The organism is Streptomyces tateyamensis (assembly GCF_003205575.1).
In the GTDB taxonomy this organism is placed as follows: Bacteria; Actinomycetota; Actinomycetes; order Streptomycetales; family Streptomycetaceae; genus Kitasatospora; species Kitasatospora tateyamensis.
The window spans coordinates 1-406 of record NZ_PYBW01000133.1 but is presented as its reverse complement, the minus strand read 5'-3'; the positions used below and the strand labels follow the sequence as shown (position 1 = coordinate 406).

2 protein-coding genes are annotated in these 406 nt (G+C 73.4%); both read right to left on the bottom strand.

Going from position 1 to position 406, the window contains the following annotated elements; genetic code table 11:
• Window positions 1-138: zf-HC2 domain-containing protein (locus tag C7C46_RS28685; protein WP_146259241.1), on the bottom strand; the 138-nt coding region annotated here is incomplete at its 3' end.
• Window positions 135-406 (bottom strand): sigma factor-like helix-turn-helix DNA-binding protein (locus C7C46_RS28680; protein ID WP_281278596.1); only part of this gene is annotated, 272 nt, incomplete at its 5' end. The genes C7C46_RS28685 and C7C46_RS28680, both read right to left, overlap by 4 nt.

Below are 406 nucleotides of genomic sequence, written 5' to 3'. Positions count from 1 at the left end.
CTCGGTCAGCTCGGCGCGGCACCGCGGGCACTCGGCCAGGTGCTCCTCGAAGGCGGCCCGGTCGGCGGCGTCGAGCAGGTCGAGGGCGTACGCGCCGACGTCCAGGTGCGGGTCCTGCGGCCCCCGTTCGGCAGTCATGACGTCACCCCACGTTCCTGGAGTGCCAGGCGCAGCGAGCGCAGCGCGTAGTACACCCGCGACTTCACGGTACCTTCCGGGATACCCAGCTCGATCGCCGCCTCGGCGACCGAGCGCCCCTTGAGGTAGGTCTCCACCACGACCTCGCGGTGCGCCGCGGTGAGCGAGCCGAGCGCGTCGGTGATCGCCATCATCCGCAGCGCCCGGTCGAGTTCGTCCTCGGCGGGGAGCAGTTCGAGCGGCCCGGGGTCGGTCTCGGGCGGGCGGG